14 protein-coding genes are annotated in these 14,208 nt (G+C 70.2%); 12 read left to right on the forward strand and 2 right to left on the reverse strand.

Features of this window, described 5'->3' with window-relative positions:
* Positions 1 to 38 precede the first annotated feature (38 nt).
* The 8 genes from ABN611_RS23115 to ABN611_RS23150 are packed head-to-tail and all read left to right on the forward strand — an operon-like array spanning position 39 to position 9,640.
* Positions 39 to 1,046: an ABC transporter permease gene (locus tag ABN611_RS23115; RefSeq protein ID WP_350274304.1), complete on the forward strand. Its 1,008-nt coding sequence runs from the start codon at positions 39 to 41 to the stop codon at positions 1,044 to 1,046.
* On the forward strand, positions 1,039 to 1,908 hold the full coding sequence (locus ABN611_RS23120) for an ABC transporter permease (RefSeq protein WP_350274305.1): 870 nt from the start codon (positions 1,039 to 1,041) through the stop codon (positions 1,906 to 1,908). Before ABN611_RS23115 ends, ABN611_RS23120 begins: the two co-directional genes overlap by 8 nt.
* 13 nt (positions 1,909 to 1,921) lie before the next feature.
* The gene (locus ABN611_RS23125; RefSeq protein WP_350274306.1) at positions 1,922 to 3,496 is read left to right on the forward strand and encodes an ABC transporter substrate-binding protein; all 1,575 of its coding nucleotides are present in this window, start codon (positions 1,922 to 1,924) and stop codon (positions 3,494 to 3,496) included.
* On the forward strand, positions 3,493 to 4,758 hold the full coding sequence (locus tag ABN611_RS23130) for a M20 family metallopeptidase (protein ID WP_350274307.1): 1,266 nt from the start codon (positions 3,493 to 3,495) through the stop codon (positions 4,756 to 4,758). The genes ABN611_RS23125 and ABN611_RS23130 overlap by 4 nt, the downstream gene beginning before the upstream one ends.
* Positions 4,751 to 6,433, forward strand: coding sequence for an ABC transporter ATP-binding protein (locus tag ABN611_RS23135; RefSeq protein ID WP_350274308.1), 1,683 nt, complete (start codon positions 4,751 to 4,753; stop codon positions 6,431 to 6,433). The genes ABN611_RS23130 and ABN611_RS23135 overlap by 8 nt, the downstream gene beginning before the upstream one ends.
* Positions 6,430 to 7,098: an AroM family protein gene (locus ABN611_RS23140; protein ID WP_350274309.1), complete on the forward strand. Its 669-nt coding sequence runs from the start codon at positions 6,430 to 6,432 to the stop codon at positions 7,096 to 7,098. Before ABN611_RS23135 ends, ABN611_RS23140 begins: the two co-directional genes overlap by 4 nt.
* The gene (locus tag ABN611_RS23145) at positions 7,095 to 8,687 is read left to right on the forward strand and encodes an OPT/YSL family transporter (protein ID WP_350274310.1); all 1,593 of its coding nucleotides are present in this window, start codon (positions 7,095 to 7,097) and stop codon (positions 8,685 to 8,687) included. The genes ABN611_RS23140 and ABN611_RS23145 overlap by 4 nt, the downstream gene beginning before the upstream one ends.
* Before the next feature lie 20 nt (positions 8,688 to 8,707).
* Positions 8,708 to 9,640: a DUF1177 domain-containing protein gene (locus ABN611_RS23150; protein ID WP_350274311.1), complete on the forward strand. Its 933-nt coding sequence runs from the start codon at positions 8,708 to 8,710 to the stop codon at positions 9,638 to 9,640.
* Between the two features lie 20 nt (positions 9,641 to 9,660).
* Here ABN611_RS23150 and ABN611_RS23155 read toward each other — a convergent pair whose 3' ends face one another.
* Entirely contained in the window at positions 9,661 to 10,044 is a 384-nt protein-coding gene (locus tag ABN611_RS23155) for a VOC family protein (RefSeq protein WP_350274312.1), read from the reverse strand.
* A gap of 59 nt (positions 10,045 to 10,103) precedes the next feature.
* Here ABN611_RS23155 and ABN611_RS23160 point away from each other — a divergent pair, with 59 nt between their 5' ends.
* Genes ABN611_RS23160 through ABN611_RS23175 form a run of 4 tightly spaced genes read left to right on the forward strand, consistent with a single transcriptional unit; the run spans position 10,104 to position 12,654 of the window.
* Complete coding sequence (locus ABN611_RS23160) at positions 10,104 to 10,442, forward strand: YciI family protein (protein ID WP_350274313.1); 339 nt, start codon at positions 10,104 to 10,106, stop codon at positions 10,440 to 10,442.
* Positions 10,439 to 11,626: a sigma-70 family RNA polymerase sigma factor gene (locus tag ABN611_RS23165; RefSeq protein WP_350274314.1), complete on the forward strand. Its 1,188-nt coding sequence runs from the start codon at positions 10,439 to 10,441 to the stop codon at positions 11,624 to 11,626. The genes ABN611_RS23160 and ABN611_RS23165 overlap by 4 nt, the downstream gene beginning before the upstream one ends.
* Before the next feature lie 18 nt (positions 11,627 to 11,644).
* Positions 11,645 to 12,274 (forward strand): maleylpyruvate isomerase family mycothiol-dependent enzyme, encoded by a 630-nt coding sequence (locus ABN611_RS23170; RefSeq protein ID WP_350274315.1) that lies wholly within the window; start codon positions 11,645 to 11,647, stop codon positions 12,272 to 12,274.
* The gene (locus tag ABN611_RS23175) at positions 12,271 to 12,654 is read left to right on the forward strand and encodes a VOC family protein (protein WP_350274316.1); all 384 of its coding nucleotides are present in this window, start codon (positions 12,271 to 12,273) and stop codon (positions 12,652 to 12,654) included. The genes ABN611_RS23170 and ABN611_RS23175 overlap by 4 nt, the downstream gene beginning before the upstream one ends.
* Here ABN611_RS23175 and ABN611_RS23180 read toward each other — a convergent pair.
* Positions 12,651 to 14,150 (reverse strand): serine hydrolase domain-containing protein, encoded by a 1,500-nt coding sequence (locus ABN611_RS23180; RefSeq protein ID WP_350274317.1) that lies wholly within the window; start codon positions 14,148 to 14,150, stop codon positions 12,651 to 12,653. The genes ABN611_RS23175 and ABN611_RS23180 overlap by 4 nt on opposite strands.
* Between the last annotated feature and the right edge of the window lie 58 nt (positions 14,151 to 14,208).

The following is a 14,208-nucleotide window of genomic DNA, read 5'->3' on the forward strand; positions in this document are numbered from 1 at the left end:
GTTGCAGATGTCGCACCTTCTCCTCGACTCTCTTCCGCATGAACCTCGTCCTGCGCCGCGTGGCCGCGATGGCGCCCGCGCTGATCGGCGTCGTGGTGTGCATCTTCGTGCTCACCCGGGTGCTGCCCGGCGACCCGGCCCGGACACTGGCCGGCGACCAGGCCGACCCGAGCGTGGTCGCGAAGCTCCGCACCGACATGGGCCTCGACCAGCCCCTGCACGTCCAGCTCGTCCGGTACTTCGACGACCTGCTGCACGGCGACCTGGGGTTCGCCTGGCACACCGGTCAGAGCGTCACGTCCGACTTCGCCTCCCGGCTGCCCGCCACGGTCGAGCTGGCGCTGGTCGCGCTGCTGATCGCGCTCCTGGCCGGTATCCCGCTCGGCGTGATCAGCGCGACCCGCCGGGACCGGCCGGTCGACCACGCCGGCCGGGTGTTCTCGCTGCTCGGCGCGTCGATGCCGCTGTTCTGGCTCGGCCTGATGGTGATCGTGGTCTTCTACAACCAGCTCGGCTGGGCGCCGGCGCCGCTCGGCCGGGTCGCCGAAGGAGTCAACCCGCCGACCCACCTCACCGGGTTGTACGTCCTCGACTCGCTGCTGACCGGCGACCTGGTGGCGTTGCGCTCGTCGCTCTCGCACATCATCTGGCCGGCGCTCTGCCTGGCCACGGGCAGTACGGCGATCATCGCCCGGATGACCCGGTCCGCGATGCTCGAGGTGATCGGCCAGGACTACGTGCGGACCGCGGTCTCGAAAGGCCTGAAGCCGTCGGTCGTCACGCTCAAGCACGCGCTGAAGAACGCGGCCCCGGTGATCGTCACGGTCTCCGGACTGCAGTTCGGCCAGCTGATGGGCGGCGCCGTGATCACCGAGACCGTCTTCACCTGGCCCGGTATCGGGTCGTACGTCGTGCAGTCCGTGCTGGCCACCGACTACGCGCCGGTGCAGGCGTTCACGCTGCTCGCCGCGGTCGTCTACCTGGCGGCGAACCTCGTCGTCGACCTCGTCAACGCCCGCCTGGACCCGAGGATCGCCGATGCCTGAGCCGACGACCGACACCGCTTCCAAACCGCAGACGACGCTCCGGTTGCTGCTCCGCAACCCGCTCGCCGTCGTCGGCCTGGTGTTCATCGCCGTCTGGACCCTCGGCGCACTGTTCGCCGACCTGCTCCCGTACGGCGCGACGCAGCCGGGCGCGGGCGGTCTGCTCGAGGGCCCGTCGCTCGCGCACCCGTTCGGCACCGACAACTTCGGCCGCGACATCCTCGCCCGCGTCCTGGCCGGCGGCCGGATCTCGCTCTGGACCGGGCTGATCGCGATCGCGATCTCGCTGCTGATCGGGGTACCGCTGGGCGCCTTCGCCGGGTTCGTCCGCGGCCGGGCCGGCGGCCTGGTGATGCGGCTGATGGACATGCTGCTGGCGTTCCCGTCGCTGGTGCTCGCGATGGCGATCGCGGCCGCCCTCGGGCCGGGCATGGTCAGCGCGATGGTTGCCGTCGGCATCGTCGGGATCCCGGAGTTCGCGCGGATCGTGCACGGCCAGACGCTGTCGCTGCGGGAGCGCGACTTCGTGGAGGCCGGCCACGCGATCGGCCTGCCCGGCCGCAGCATCCTGATCCGGCACATCGTGCCGAACGCGCTCGCCCCGATCCTGGTCCGGGCGACGCTCGGCATGGGCTACGCGATCCTCACTGCCGCGTCGCTGAGCTTCATCGGCCTCGGCGCGCAGCCGCCCGACCCCGAGTGGGGCGTGCTGATCTCCGACGGCCGCGGCTACATCATCAGCGGCGAGTGGTGGATGACGACCTTCCCCGGCCTCGCGATCGCCACCTCGATCCTCGGCTTCAACCTGCTCGGCGACGGCCTCCGGGACGTCCTCGACCCGCGCCTGCGGACCAGCAAATGACAAGGAGCTCTGCATGAAGCGGACAGTTCTCGCCCTCGCCGCCACGGCGGCCCTCGCGGTGTCCGGTTGTGCCGCGAACGCGAACAGCAGCACCGGCGGCGGCAACGAGGCTGCCGGCGACACGCTGGTCGCGGCGTACTCCGAGGGCGGCAAGACCCTCGACCCGGCCGAGGCGAACGACGTCACGTCGGACACCTTCGTGGTCGCGGCCTACGACCAGCTGGTCACCTACGGCCGCACCGAGGTCGACGGCAAGCCCAAGGCGAAGACCGACGAGATCGTGCCGATGCTCGCCGAGTCGTGGCAGCCGAGCGCGGACAACACGTCGTACACCTTCAAGCTCCGCAAGGACGCGAAGTTCCAGAGCGGGACGCCGGTGACGGCGGACGCGGTGGTGAAGACGTTCGCGCACATCAAGGCGTCGAGCTCGGCCAGCTTCCTGTACAAGATGGCCGGCATCAAGACCGTCACCAAGGTCGACGAGCACACCGTGAAGATCGACCTGACCGCGCCGAACCACCTGTTCCTGCAGATCCTGCCGATGTACTCGTTCTCGATCATCGACATGGACAAGGTGCAGCAGAACGGCGGCGCGAAGTGGCTGGCCACCAACACCGCCGGCTCCGGACCGTACTCGCTCACCAAGTGGGATCCGGCCACCGAGGCGTCGATGACCCGCAACGACGGCTACTGGGGTGAGAAGCCCAAGCTCCGTCAGGTGAGCGTCAAGTTCATCGCCGAGGCGTCGAACCGCGTCCAGTTGCTCCGCAAGGGCGAGGTCGGCCTGGCCCTCGAGGTGCCGCCGAAGGACGTCCAGTCGCTGAAGTCCGCCGAGGGCGTCGTGATCGACTCGCGGGCCAGCAACAAGATCCTGTTCTTCGCGATGAACAACAAGATCGCGCCGTTCGACGACCCGCGGGTCCGGCAGGCGGTCTCGTACGCGATCCCGTACGAGAAGCTGCTGAACGACGTGATGAAGGGCGAGGCGTCGCCGATGAAGTCCGCGGTGGCCAGCTCGACGCCGGGCTTCTCGGACGCGGGCTACACCTACAAGTACGACCTGGACAAGGCGCGGGCGCTGCTCGCCGAGGCCGGGCTCTCGAAGGGCTTCAGCTTCGACTTCACGCTCGGCTCCGGGTTCGACGACTGGAACGACGACGCGGTGCTGATCCAGGCCGAGCTGGCCAAGATCGGTGTCACGATGAACATCAAGAAGATGGCGCGGCCGCAGTTCCTGGAGGCGCTGGAGACGAAGAAGGTGCAGTCCTACATCACCCGCTGGACGTCGTTCGTGAACGACCCCGGCTATCACCTCGGCCTGCTGCTCACCAGTCAGGGCTCGAGCAACTACGCCAACTTCTCGGACCCGGTGGTGGACAAGGCCTGGGAGCAGGCCGCGACCGAGCCCGACGTTGCCAAGCGCAACAAGCTGTACGGCGACGCGCAGCAGGCGATCAACACCAAGGCGCCGTGGGCGTACCTGTACGAGTACAACATCGTGGTCGCGCACCGGGCCGGCATCGACGGCTACACGTCGTACCCCGACGGCATCGTGCGGTTCTTCCAGCTGAGCGGAGCCGCCAAGTGAGCTGGGAGCAGCAGGTCCTCGACGAGATCGACCGGACCGCGGACGAGCTGATCGGGCTCGCCGGCGACCTGATCCGGATCCCGAGCGAGAACCCGCCGGGCGACTGCACCGAGATCGCCGAGTTCATCGCCGCGGTACTGCGGAAGGAAGGCGTCGAGGTCGACGTCCTCGACGCCGGGCAGGGCCGGCTGAGCGTGCTGTCCCACCAGGGGCAGCCGGGCGAGCGGCACCTGGTGCTCGCGGGCCACTCGGACGTCGTACCGGTCGGGGACGTGAGCCGCTGGAGCTTCCCGCCGTTCGCCGGTGACGTCGTCGACGGGTACCTGCGCGGCCGCGGCGCCAGCGACATGAAGGCCGGGCTCGCGGGCATCATCCACGCGTACGTCGTGATGCACCGGCTCGGCGTACCGCTGAACGGGCGGCTGTCGCTGGCCGCCGTACCGGACGAAGAGGCCGGCGGGCCGCTCGGCGCGGACTGGCTGCTCGACCAGGGCGTGCTGGACGGCGCGACCGGCGCGGTGATCGCCGAACCGGCCGAGCGCACGCATCCGACGATCGGCCAGAAGGGCAGCAACTGGTTCCGGCTGACGGTGTCGGGACGGCCCGGCCACGGCAGCCTGCAGCCGCTGCACGGGACCAACGCGAACCTGCAGGCGGCGAAGGCGATCCTGGCGCTGCAAGGGCTCTGGGAGATGGTCCCGGACGCGCCCGCCGACGTCCGCGAGTTGATCGAGAGTTCGAAGGTGTTCGCCGAGGAGCGCGAGGGCTACGGGCCTGGGATCGGCGCGGTGTTCGACCACGTGACGATCAACGTCGGCACGATCACGGGCGGCTCGGCGACCAATGTTGTGGCCGACACCTGCGTGGTCGAGATCGACACCCGGGTCCCGATCGGGCTGACCCGGGCGCAGGTCCTGGCCCGCGTGGACGAGCTGCTCGCCGAGGCCGGTGTCGAGGCGACCGTGGAGCCGCTCGGGTTCCGCAGCGAGCCGAACTGGACGCTGCCCGGCGACCCGATCGTGGTCGAGCTGGTCGGCGCGCTCCGCGACCTCACCGGTGAGCCGGCCGAGGGCGTGCTGCAGTGGGCGTCGTCGGACGCGCGGACGTTCCGCAGCCACGGGATCCCGGTGCTGCAGTACGGCCCGGCCGAGCTGTCCACGATCCACGGGTTCGACGAGCGTGCACCGGTCGCGGACGTCGTACTCGCCGCGAAGACGTACGCCTCGACGACGATCCGCTACCTCGGGGTCCGCGATGACTGAGCTGACTGGCCTACTGAAGATCACCGACCTGACCGTGCGGATCGAGACCTCGCGCGGCCCGATCACGCCGGTCCGCGACGTCAGCCTGAGCATCCCGCGCGGGAAGATGCTGGGGCTGGTGGGGGAGTCCGGCAGCGGGAAGAGCGTCACCGCGATGACGATCACCCGGCTGCTGCCAAGGCGGTCGGTGCACGTGACCGGCGGCCGGATCGAGTTCGACGGGCGGGATCTCACCCAGCTGTCCGAGCGGTCGATGCGGGCCGTGCGGGGCAAGGAGATCGCGACGATCTTCCAGGAACCGATGACCGCGCTGAACCCGGTGCTGAGCATCGCCGACCAGCTGACCGAGCCGCTGCGCATCCACCTCGGGATGTCCCGCCGGCAGGCGGCTGACCGCGCGGCGGAGCTGCTCGACATGGTCGGGATCCGCGACACCAGGCGGGTCCTGCGGGACTACCCGCACCAGCTGTCGGGCGGCATGCGGCAGCGCGTGATGATCGCGATGGCGATGTCGTGCGAGCCGAAGCTGCTGATCGCGGACGAGCCGACGACCGCGCTCGACGTCACCACCCAGCTGCAGATCCTCGACCTGGTCACCGACCTGCAGCAGAAGCACGGTACGTCGGTGCTGCTGATCACCCACGACCTCGGTGTGGTCGCGCAGACCTGTGACGAGGTCACGGTGATGCACGACGGGCAGGTCCAGGAGACCGCGCCGGTCGAGCGGCTCTTCGACGCGCCGCGGGCGGACTACACCAAGCGCCTGCTGAGCTTTCTGCCGGCGAACCAGGAGCGGTCGCGCGCTGCGCGGCCCGCCGACGGGCCGCCGCTGCTGGAGGTGTCCGACCTGGTCAAGGTGTTCCCGGGACGGCGGCGGCGCGGACGGCGTACCGAGTCCCTGACCGCCGTGGACGGCGTGAGCTTCGGCGTCGCGCCGGGGCGGACGCTGGCGATCGTCGGCGAGTCCGGGTCCGGCAAGTCGACGACCGGGCGGGCGCTGCTCCGGTTGCACGAGCCGACGTCCGGATCGGTCACGTTCGACGGCGTCGACCTGCTCGCGCTGCCGGCCGAGGACCTGCGGGCGATGCGGTCGCGGATGCAGATCGTCTTCCAGGACACGTACGCGTCCCTGGATCCGCGCTGGACGATCCAGCGCACGCTCGCCGAGCCGTTGCGGCTGCACACCGACCTCGACGCGACCGGGATCCGCAAGCGCCTGGTCGAGGTGATGGAGCTCGTCGGGCTGGAGGCCGATCACCTCCAGCGCTTCCCGCACGAGTTCTCCGGCGGCCAGCGACAGCGGATCGGGATCGCCCGCGCGTTGCTGCTGAACCCGTCGCTGGTGGTCTGCGACGAGCCGGTGTCCGCGCTCGACGTGTCCGTGCAGGCGCAGGTGCTGGAGCTGATGAAGGACCTGCAGGAACGGCTCGGCCTGACGTACGTCTTCATCACGCACGACCTGTCCGTGGTGCGGCTGATCGCGGACGACGTCCTGGTGATGAGCCGCGGCAAGATCGTCGAGCGGGGCACTGTCGACGAGGTCTTCGCCGACCCGAAGCACGCGTACACGAAGGCCTTGCTGGCCGCCGTACCATCCGCCGATCCGCGCGCGCGCCTCGACCGGGCCGAGCGCCGTGAACTCGTGGAAGCCGGAACGAAGGAGGCCGTAGCATGAGCGTCCTCGGAGTCGTCACCATCGGGCAGTCGCCACGCAGCGACATGGTCCCGGAGATGATCCAGTGGCTGCCGCCGTCGGTCGAGGTCCGCGAGCGCGGCGCGCTGGACGACCTGAGTACGGCGGAGATCGCGGCGCTCGCGCCCGAGGCCGGGGACGAGACGCTGACCACCCGGCTGCGCGACGGGTCGTCCGTCGTGATCGGCCGGGCCGGGATCCTGCCGCGGCTGCAGGCGGCGATCGACGTCCTCGAGGACGGCGGTGCGGACGTCGTACTGATCGTCTGCACCGGTGAGTTCCCGGCGTTCCGGCACCGCCGGCCGCTGCTGCTCGCGGGTCCGCTGCTGACCGCGGGGCTGTCCGCGCTCGCGGGTGACTCGCTCGTCGGCGTGATCTGCCCGCTGGCCGAGCAGGAGCAGCAGTCGTACGAGAAGTTCGAGCACCTCGAGCAGAAGATCAAGGTGGCCTGGGCGACGCCGTACCAGCCGGGAACGACCGAGCTGACGGCCGCCGCGCGGCAACTGGCCGACGAAGGCGCACAGCTGCTGGTGCTCGACTGCATGGGCTACACGCAGGAGCACCGGGAGGCAGCTGCGGCCGCGTCCGGTCTGCCGGTGGTGCTGTCCCGTTCGGTCGTCGCACGCCTCACTGCGGAGCTGACATGACAACTCCTACGCAATCGCCGACGAAGCACCCGCGCGCGTTCGAGCCCGCCACGCTCGCGCTGCTGGTGATCTGCGCCGCGGTCGGCGCGGTCATCGGCCTGCAGATCATCACCACGCTGGGCGTGACGCCGAACACCGCCCTGATCGGCGTCCTGGTCGCGATCGCGCTCAGCCGGGTGCCGCTCGCCGTACTGCGTCCGTTCCGGTCCGTGCACCGGCAGAACCTGGTCCAGTCGACGATCTCCACCGCTACGTTCGCCGCGGCGAACTCACTGCTGCTGCCGATCGCGATCCCGGTGGTCCTCGGCCGGCCCGGACTGGTCTGGCCGATGCTGATCGGCGCCGCGCTGGCGATGCTGATCGACTTCGTGATGCTGTACTGGCTGTACGACTCGAAGGTCTTCCCCGGTGCGGCTGCGTGGCCGCCTGGTGTGGCCGCCGCCGAGGCGATCAAGGCCGGTGACGAGGGTGGCAAGCGGGCCCTGCTGCTCGGCGCGGGAACGGCCGTTGGCCTGGCCGGATCGTGGCTCGGCGTACCGATGTCGGCGTTCGGCGTCGCGTTCATCGGGAACGTGGTCGCGCTGACGATGTTCGGGATCGGGCTGTTGGCACGGGGCTACAGCGCGGACGTCTTCGGGGTGAACATCGCCGAGATCTACCTGCCGCACGGGCTGATGATCGGGGCCGGCGTGGTCGCGCTCGCGCAAGCCCTGGTGGTGGTCGTGCGCGGTCGCCGCAGGGAGCCCACGCAGCCGGCCGAGACGACGTACACCCGGGACGACGCGACGGTCGGTCGCGGGCTCGGGCGCGGGTTCGCGCTTTACATCGGCGCGGCCGTGCTGCTCGCGGTCACCGGGGGACTGATCGGCGACCTGGGTCCGGGCGAGCTGGTGCTCTGGGTGCTGTACGCCGCGGTGTCGTGCATCGTCGCGGAGTTCATCGTCGGGTTGTCGGCGATGCACTCCGGGTGGTTCCCGTCGTTCGCGACCTCGCTGATCTTCCTCACGGTCGGGATGCTGCTCGGATTCCCGGCGATCGCGCTCGCGCTGCTGGTCGGGTTCATCGCGGCCGGCGGCCCGGCGTTCGCCGACGCGGGGTACGACTTCAAGGCGGGCTGGCTGCTCCGCGGCCGGGGCGCGAACCCGGCGTTCGAACTGGCCGGGCGGCGCCAGCAGCTCTTCGCGGGCGTGATCGGCATGGCGGTCGCCACCGCGGTCGTCGCGCTGACGTACCACGTGTACTTCGACCGCAACCTGTTCCCGCCGATCGTGCAGGTCTACGCCAAGACGATCCAGGCCGGGGTCGACCCCGGGCTGATCGGGAAGCTGCTGCTCTGGGCCGTGCCCGGCGCGATCATTCAGCTGCTCGGCGGCCCGAAGCGGCAGATGGGCATCCTGCTCGCCACCGGAACCCTGATCGTGAACCCGATCGCCGGCTGGACCGTCCTGGCCGGGATCGTCCTGCGGATCGCGTACCGGCGCTGGAAGGGCGCCGACGCGGAGTCGCAGATGACCATCGCTGCCGCCGGATTCATCGCCGGCGACGCGCTCTGGGGCTTCGGCAACAGCCTCTTCAAGACCAAGTTCTGACCTCTATCTGGGAGATAGCTATGCCATGGCGTGAAGTTCTCGATCTGTACGACGTCCTCGACGACGCGTCCGCATCGGGAGAGGCCGTCGCGGCCTGGTTGCGCAAGAACGGCGTCGACGACGTCAGCGTGACCACCGTGCAGGGCGACAAGGGCAGCACGGACTTCGTGCGCGCCGTCATCCCGGGCAGCCGCGGCCGGACCGCCGGCGGCGACGCGCCGACGCTCGGCGTCATCGGGCGGCTCGGCGGGCTCGGCGCGCGGCCGGAGCGGATCGGGTTCGTGTCCGACGGCGACGGGGCGCTGGTGGCGCTCGCGGTCGCGGGCAAGCTCGGCTCGATGCTGCGCCGCGGCGACCAGCTGCCAGGGGACGTGATCGTCGCGACGCACGTCTGCCCGGACGCGCCGACCCGGCCGCACGACCCGGTCCCGTTCATGGACTCGCCGGTCGACCTGGCCGCGATGAACGAGCACGAGGTCGAGCAGGGCATGGACGCGGTGCTGTCGGTGGACACCACCAAGGGCAACCGGATCGTCAACCACCACGGGTTCGCGATCTCGCCGACGGTCAAGGAGGGCTGGATCCTGCGGGTCAGCGAGGACCTGCTCGAACTCGCCTCCCAGGTCAGCGGCAAGCTCCCCGCCGTGCTCCCGCTGACCATGCAGGACATCACGCCGTACGGCAACGACGTGTACCACGTGAACTCGATCCTGCAGCCGTGTACGGCGACCAGCGCGCCGGTCGTCGGCGTCGCGATCACGACCGAGACCGCGGTGCCGGGCTGCGGCACCGGGGCGACCGACCTGGCCAGTGTCGAGTCGGCCGCCCGGTTCTGCCTCGAGGCGGCGAAGAGCTACGGCGCCGGCACCTGTGAACTGTTCGACGCCGCCGACTTCGACCGCCTCACCTCGCGCTACGGCTCGATGCGGCACCTCCAGACGATGGGTAGCTGACGCATCCCGGCGGTCCGCGGTCAGCCGGCCGCGGACTGCCACAGGCCGAGGATGTTGCCCTCCGGGTCCTTGAAGTACGCCGCGAAGCCCATGTCGCCGACCGGCAGCTTCTCGCCGACCCGCTCGCCGCCGAGGCTCTCGATGGTCTTCCAAGCCGCGTCGATGTCGGTGACGTCGATCGTCAGCACCGGCCGGGTCAGCTCCTCGGTGCGCCGGAACATGCCGCCGTTGATGAAGCCCGGCTCGGACGGCAGCTGCTGCTCGTCCACCGGCCCGGTGGTCACGATCGTGTAGTCCAGCTCGGGCATCTCCATCAGGTTCCACCCGAACGCCTCCCGGTAGAAGGCCCGCGCTCGCTCCGCGTCGTCGTACGGCACCTCGAAGTGCACGATCCTGTTGGTCATCCCTGGTACCTCCCCTTGGGTTTCCTTGCGGCCGACGCTAGACCTGCGAGGATGAGGCGGTGAAGTACTTGCTGATGATCTGCGGGGACGAGTCGGCCGCCGAGCACGCCAACGACGGGTGCGGCGGGTGGTCCGAGGACATGGAGGCTCGCGGGGTCGTGACCGGTGGTGCCGGGTTGCACCCGCCGGACGAGGCGACCACGGTGCGGGTGCGGGAGGGGGAGCTGCTGCTGACCGACGGGCCGTTCGCGGAGACGAAGGAGCAGATCGGCGGGTTCGTGCTGATCGACTGCGCGGACCTCGACGAGGCGGTCGAGATCGCCGCGAAGCACCCGGCGGCCGGCTACGGCACGATCGAGATCCGCCCGGTGCTGGAACCGCCGCCAGGGGTCGTGTGACCTTCGAGGAGATCTACCGGCAGGAGTGGGGCCAGGTGGTCGCCACACTGATCCGGCTGACCGGCGACTGGGACCTGGCCGAGGAGTGCGCGCAAGAGGCCTTTGCGGCGGCGCTCCAGCGCTGGCCGGAGGACGGCGTACCGGATCGGCCCGGTGCGTGGCTGACCACGACGGCCCGGAACCGGGCGATCGACTGGTTGCGCCGGGAGGCTGTCGGTGCGCAGAAGCTGCGTGAGGTGGCTGCTGTCAGCGTCGAGCAGGACCCGCCGTACGACGTACCGGACGACCGGCTGCGGCTGATGTTCACCTGCTGCCATCCGGCGCTGGCGATGGAGGCGCGGGTGGCGTTGACGCTGCGGACGCTGGCCGGTCTGAGTACGGCGGAGATCGCGCGGGCCTTCCTGGTGCCGGAGACGACCATGTCGAAGCGGCTGACGCGGGCCAAGCAGAAGATCCAGCATGCCGGGATCCCGTACCGCGTCCCGCCGGCGCACCTCCTCCCGGAGCGAACGCCTGCCGTGCTGGCCGTGCTGTACCTGCTGTTCAACGAGGGGTACTCCGATGTCGTCCGGAGCCAGCTGAGCAGTGAGGCGATCAGGCTGGCCCGGCTGCTGGTCCAGCTGATGCCTGCCGAACCAGAGGCCGCGGGGCTGCTCGCGCTGATGCTCCTGCACGATGCCCGCCGTGACACCCGTCTGGCGTCCGACGGCGCTCTGGTCACGCTGGACGAGCAGGACCGCACCAGGTGGGACCATACGCAGATCAGCGAGGCTGTCGACGTCCTGGACGGCGCACTGCAGCTTGGCGCATCCGGCCCGTATCAGGTCCAGGCCGCGATCGCCGCCTGCCATGCCACCGCGCCTACTGCTGCTGACACGGACTGGCCGCAGATAGCCGCCCTGTACGCCCAACTGCCCCAGACACCTGTCGTGGCTCTCAACCGCGCCGTGGCCATCGGTATGGCGGACGGCCCGGCCGTCGGCCTGCGCCTCGTCGAGGACCTGGCTGCCGGACCGCTGACCGGCTACCACCTGCTGCCGGCGACCCGCGCGGACTTCCTCCGCCGCCTGGAGCGCCGGCCTGAGGCGGCCACGGCGTACGAAGAGGCGCTGTCGCTGGCCACGACCGACGCCGAGCGGCGCTATCTGGAGAAAAGATTGCGCGAGGTGTCTGTCCGGAGCTGAGCCGTTCGTCGGTGGGGCATGACGGATATCAGAACCGCTGTGGCGGGTGAGCGGAGCGAGCTGGCGGAGCTGCTGGCCGGACTGCCGGAGACCGACTGGGACAGACCGTCGCTGTGCGAGGGCTGGCGAGTGCGCGAGCTGGTGGCGCACATCACCATGCCGTACCGGATCACGATGCCGCGGCTCCTGGCCGGACTGGTCCGGGCCGGAGGCAGCTTCAACAGGTACGCCGACCGCCAGGCGCGGCGGGACGCGTCGGAGCTGACACCGGCCGAGCTTGTCGCGTGCCTGCACGCGAACGTGAACCATCCGTGGAAGCCACCGGGGGACGGCTACGAGGGCGCGCTGTCGCACGACGTCATCCACGGCCTGGACCTGACCGTTGCGCTGGGCATCGACCGCCAGGTGCCGGCCGAGCGGCTACGGATCGTCCTCGGCGCGCTCAAGCCGCGTCAGGCCAGGTACTTCGGGGTGGACCTGGACGGCGTACAACTTCGAGCCACCGACCTCGACTGGACCTACGGCACCGGCGAACCACTCGCCGGTCTTGCTCAGGACCTCCTGCTGGTGCTGTGCGGCCGCACCCTCCCCGCGGACCACCTGTCCGGTCGCCACGCCGACCGCTTCACGACTGGAGTGACCCGATGATCATCAGCCTCCCGATCGAGGACCGCCCGCGCTCGTACGCCTTCTACCAGGAGGCGCTCGGGCTGACGCCTGTCGGTGAGCCCGACGCGGACGGGATCCCCGAACCGCTGCAGTTCCAGTTGGCCGCGGACGTCACGATGATGCTGATCCCGACCGGTGGCTTCGGCTGGGTACTCGGCGAACAGCCCGCCGCGCCGCCTGGGCAGAGCGAGTGCATCCTGAGCCTGCAGGTCGACAGCGAGGAGGCGGTCGACACCCGGAACGCCACCGCGCTTGCGGCCGGTGCGGTGCAGGTGACAGCACCGACCCGCAAGCCGTGGGCCTACCTCGCGACGTTCACCGACCCCGACGGGCACCTGTGGATGATCAGCACCGACTAGAGCGTGCGATGACTGAAGGTGGCTGCGCGGCGGGTGCCGGCCGGGTGGAAGCGGAACAGGCGGCCGCCGTACCGGAGCCACTGGACCTGTCCGTCGTTGCCACGCACGAAATTGGCGCGGGTGTGGGTGGGGGTGCCGTCCGGGTTCAGCGCGAGGACGAAGTCCTTGCGGTAGAAGGCGAACCGGAACAGCACCTGCCCGCCCACCCCCGCGACCAGCTCGCCGTCGTCGGCCGTGACGTCCAGCCCGATCTCCTCGGGCTTGCCGTCGAAGCCGATCTGCTGGGCGACGTACGAACCGACGTACTCCGCCAGTCGCCGCGGCGGCAGCTCCCGCGGAACGGCGGGCAGGTTGCTGACACCCGCCAACTCCCGCAGCGCCCAGTCGTCCGCGAACAGCTCGGCCACCAGCAGCGGCCCGCTCTCCGAGTTGGTCAGCAGGGTGATCGCGAAGTCCCGCTGCGGCACGAACAGGAACCCGGAGTGCTGCCCTGACCAGTCACCGCCGTGCTGCACCACCGCCGCCCCCTGGGCCGTCGGCCGCAGCATCCAGCTGACGCCTACGCCGTTCAGCTCCACGAACAGCGTGCCGCCCGGACCAGGGTGCGACTGCATCAACAGCCGGGTCCGGTCGCTGAGCAGGTGGGGGAGGCCTCGGTGGCCCAGCTGGAAACGTGCGTAGCGAAGCTGGTCCCGCGCGCTCGAGATCAGGCCGCCGGCCGCGTGCAGACTGCGCGGCATCGCGTCGAACGACGGCTCGACGACCGCCTTGCCGTCCACCACGTTGTGCGACGCCGCAACGCTGAAGCCCTCCAGCTCACTGCGGAAGAACCGGCTGTGCGCCAGCCCGAGCGGATCGATGACCAACTCCCGTACGGCGGTCTCGTACGGCTTCCCGTACACGGCCTCGAGGACGCGGCCCGCGACGCCGATCGCCGCGTTGTTGTACGAGAACACCTTCCCGAGTGGGGTGAGCTGCGGGACCTTCGTCATCCCCGCGACGTACTTCGCCAGCGCGTCGTCGCCGGCGCCCGTGTCCTCGAAGTAGTCGCCCATCCATCCCGCCGAATGGTTCAGCAACTGCCGCACAGTGACGCGCGCCGCCACCGCCGGGTCGGCGGTCGCGAAGTCCGGCAGGTAGGCGCGGACCGGCCGGTCGAGGCTGATCCGGCCGCGCTCGGCCAGCCGCATGATCGCGGTCGCGGCGAACGTCTTGCTGGTCGACCCGATCCGGAACACGGTGTCCGCGGACACGGGCTCGCCGGTGTCCACACTCGTCACGCCGAAGCCGCGGACGTACTCGCGGCCGCGGTACCAGACGCCCAGCCCGGCGCCGGGGATCGCGTACTTCGCCATCGCGGCCTCGATCTTCTCGGCCAGCCGCCCGATCGCGGCGGGTTCCCGGGTGGTGGAGGCTGATGACGGCAGAGTGGTGAACGCGGTCACCGGTACTGCGGCGGCCACGGACTTGAGCACGGTACGACGGGTGAGCGACACGTCAACGTCTCCTCGTGGGGCGAGTGGGAATGCTTCCGTTGCCGCTATTATTACCATC

The sequence above is a fragment of the Kribbella sp. HUAS MG21 genome (assembly GCF_040254265.1).
Taxonomy (GTDB): Bacteria; Actinomycetota; Actinomycetes; order Propionibacteriales; family Kribbellaceae; genus Kribbella.

Excerpts from the sequence above, each read along its gene's own strand:
- ABN611_RS23115 (WP_350274304.1), top strand. The coding sequence starts at position 39 with ATGAACCTCGTCCTGCGCCGCGTGGCCGCGATGGCGCCCGCGCTGATC.
- ABN611_RS23120 (WP_350274305.1), top strand. The coding sequence starts at position 1,039 with ATGCCTGAGCCGACGACCGACACCGCTTCCAAACCGCAGACGACGCTC.
- ABN611_RS23125 (WP_350274306.1), top strand. The coding sequence starts at position 1,922 with ATGAAGCGGACAGTTCTCGCCCTCGCCGCCACGGCGGCCCTCGCGGTG.
- ABN611_RS23135 (WP_350274308.1), top strand. The coding sequence starts at position 4,751 with ATGACTGAGCTGACTGGCCTACTGAAGATCACCGACCTGACCGTGCGG.
- ABN611_RS23140 (WP_350274309.1), top strand. The coding sequence starts at position 6,430 with ATGAGCGTCCTCGGAGTCGTCACCATCGGGCAGTCGCCACGCAGCGAC.
- ABN611_RS23145 (WP_350274310.1), top strand. The coding sequence starts at position 7,095 with ATGACAACTCCTACGCAATCGCCGACGAAGCACCCGCGCGCGTTCGAG.
- ABN611_RS23150 (WP_350274311.1), top strand. The coding sequence starts at position 8,708 with ATGCCATGGCGTGAAGTTCTCGATCTGTACGACGTCCTCGACGACGCG.
- ABN611_RS23155 (WP_350274312.1), bottom strand. The coding sequence starts at position 10,044 with ATGACCAACAGGATCGTGCACTTCGAGGTGCCGTACGACGACGCGGAG.
- ABN611_RS23170 (WP_350274315.1), top strand. The coding sequence starts at position 11,645 with ATGACGGATATCAGAACCGCTGTGGCGGGTGAGCGGAGCGAGCTGGCG.
- ABN611_RS23175 (WP_350274316.1), top strand. The coding sequence starts at position 12,271 with ATGATCATCAGCCTCCCGATCGAGGACCGCCCGCGCTCGTACGCCTTC.